Annotated in this window: 2 protein-coding genes; both read left to right on the forward strand. The window is 42.9% G+C overall.

Annotated elements, in window-relative coordinates; all coding sequences use genetic code 11:
* The coding region (locus C1A47_RS17460) for a Glu/Leu/Phe/Val family dehydrogenase (protein ID WP_111896283.1) at positions 1-1,248 on the forward strand (1,248 nt) is incomplete at its 5' end.
* Positions 1,249-1,386: 138 nt separating this feature from the next.
* On the forward strand, positions 1,387-2,324 hold a 938-nt coding region (locus tag C1A47_RS17465; RefSeq protein ID WP_111896284.1), incomplete at its 3' end, for a hypothetical protein.

The following is a 2,324-nucleotide window of genomic DNA, read 5'->3' on the forward strand; positions in this document are numbered from 1 at the left end:
AGTACTGCATGGAATAATTATTTGCAGCAGTTAAAACGTGTTGAACCTTTCTTAGATGAGTCCATTCGTGATCGTCTAGATTTTCTTCGTCACCCCAAGCGTTCCTTAATTGTCGATATTCCTGTTGAAATGGATGACGGCTCTATTCAGCATTTTGAAGGATTTCGGGTACAACACAGCTTGGCACGTGGGCCAGGTAAAGGTGGGGTGCGTTTCCATCCTAATGTCGATCTCAATGAGGTGATGGCACTGTCCGCATGGATGACGATTAAATGTGCTGCACTCAATTTACCCTTTGGCGGTGCCAAAGGAGGTGTCCGCGTCGATCCATCCAAACTTTCGAAACGTGAACTGGAACGCCTAACCCGTCGTTATGCTGCTGAAATCAATCTGATTATTGGCCCACAAAAAGATATTCCTGCGCCCGATGTTGGAACAACCCCACAAATCATGGCATGGATGATGGACACCTTTTCCATGAATGCTGGCAATACCATCACAGGTGTCGTCACAGGCAAACCTGTGCATTTAGGTGGTTCACTTGGTCGTGCTCGCGCAACAGGGCGTGGTGTGTTTGTGACAGGTTCCGAGGTTGCTAAAAACATTGGTCTAGACGTTAAAACTGCCAAGGTCTGTGTACAAGGTTTTGGCAATGTCGGTAGTGAAGCGGCCTTGTTATTTCATGAACATGGTTCAAAAGTGGTGTGTGTACAAGACCACAGCGCAACGCTTTATCAGGAAAATGGCATTGATATTCCTAAGCTGATGGCCTATCAGCAGCAGAATAAAGGCAGCATTCAAGGTTTTTCCAGTTCTGATGAAATTGAGAAAGATCAATTCTGGAATATTGCTGCGGAAATTTTCATTCCTGCTGCACTGGAAAATGTGATTACCGAAGAGATTGCCCGAAATATTCAGACCAAGTTGATTCTGGAAGGTGCTAATGGCCCAACCCTTGCCAGTGCTGAAGACATCCTGATGAGTCGCGACATTACCGTTGTGCCCGATGTGATTTGTAACGCTGGCGGTGTCACCGTGAGCTATTTTGAATGGGTACAGGACTTGGCCAGCTACTTCTGGACAGAAGATGAAATTAACCAGCGTATGGACAAAATTATGCGTGAAGCAATTTCTGACGTTTGGCAGAAAGCCTCTCAAAACCAGTGCTCTTTACGCACTGCCGCATACATTCTGGCATGTGAACGGATTTTGATTGCGCGTATTGAACGCGGAATTTACCCAGGCTAACGCCTAATCATAACAAAGTATGATTGCGTCAATTTTCATCGATTTAACGCCCATCACACCTCGGTTAAATCGAGAAAATGAATCGTTTAATCATACGACTTAAAATTTATTTCTCTATGTTGTTTAAGGAAGATTAGGATGTTTTTAACGAAACACAAAAAACTTTTTATTGGGGTTTCTGTTGCATTAATGTCTAGTACACCAGCATTTGCGACAGATCTTTCCATTGGGGATGCCAATTCTGACTTGGGGCAGCTCACTGTCTCAGGTTGGTTAAGAGCCAATATTACTGACAAAGATTATTCAAATGATGATCATAAATTGCAGTTCAACGCAGCCAAACTCAATGTCAATTATGATGCCAAAAACTTCTATGGCAATCTTGAATATCGCTGCTACCAGTTTGATACGTTATGTGATTTCTCGTCTTTGGTAAACGCCAATTTAGGTTATAAAATTAATAAAGACAATCGTGTAACCGTCGGTGTTCAAGATGTGCCCTTCGGTCCAGGGCGCGGTTGGTCAACCAGTTGGTATGGTGGGATTGATGTCAATGCAGGGCTTGAAGACATTCATAACCTAGGGATTAATTTCCAGTCCAACATCACCAAAAGCACCAAAGTGGATTTGGCATATTTTGTAGGTGATGCAGGCAACTATGTCGGTAAAGGCTATGATTCTTCTCGTTATACCGCCAATTATGTCAAAACCAATGTTGCAGGTGACAGCTCGTACGAAGAAAAAAATATGTTTGTTGGACGTATTGATCAAGAGCTACCAAACCTCAATATTCCTGATCTGAAATTGAGTGCTGGCGGTTCGTATTGGTATTCAGATATCGACAATAAAACCTATTCAGCCACGGGTCACCGTAATACATGGGCACTGTTTACACGTGCTAGCTATAAAGGGCTAAATTTCACTTTAACAGGCGGTAAAAATAAAATTACCAACAAAGATCCACTGCATCCAGATTATTCGGTTATGGGTTCTTTTGACGATACTTACTACGTCGCGAACAATGCAGACTTCTATACGGCTGACTTAAACTATGTCTATAAAGATCCAAATCAGCG

This window comes from Acinetobacter sp. MB5 (assembly GCF_003261585.1).
Taxonomy (GTDB): Bacteria; Pseudomonadota; Gammaproteobacteria; order Pseudomonadales; family Moraxellaceae; genus Acinetobacter.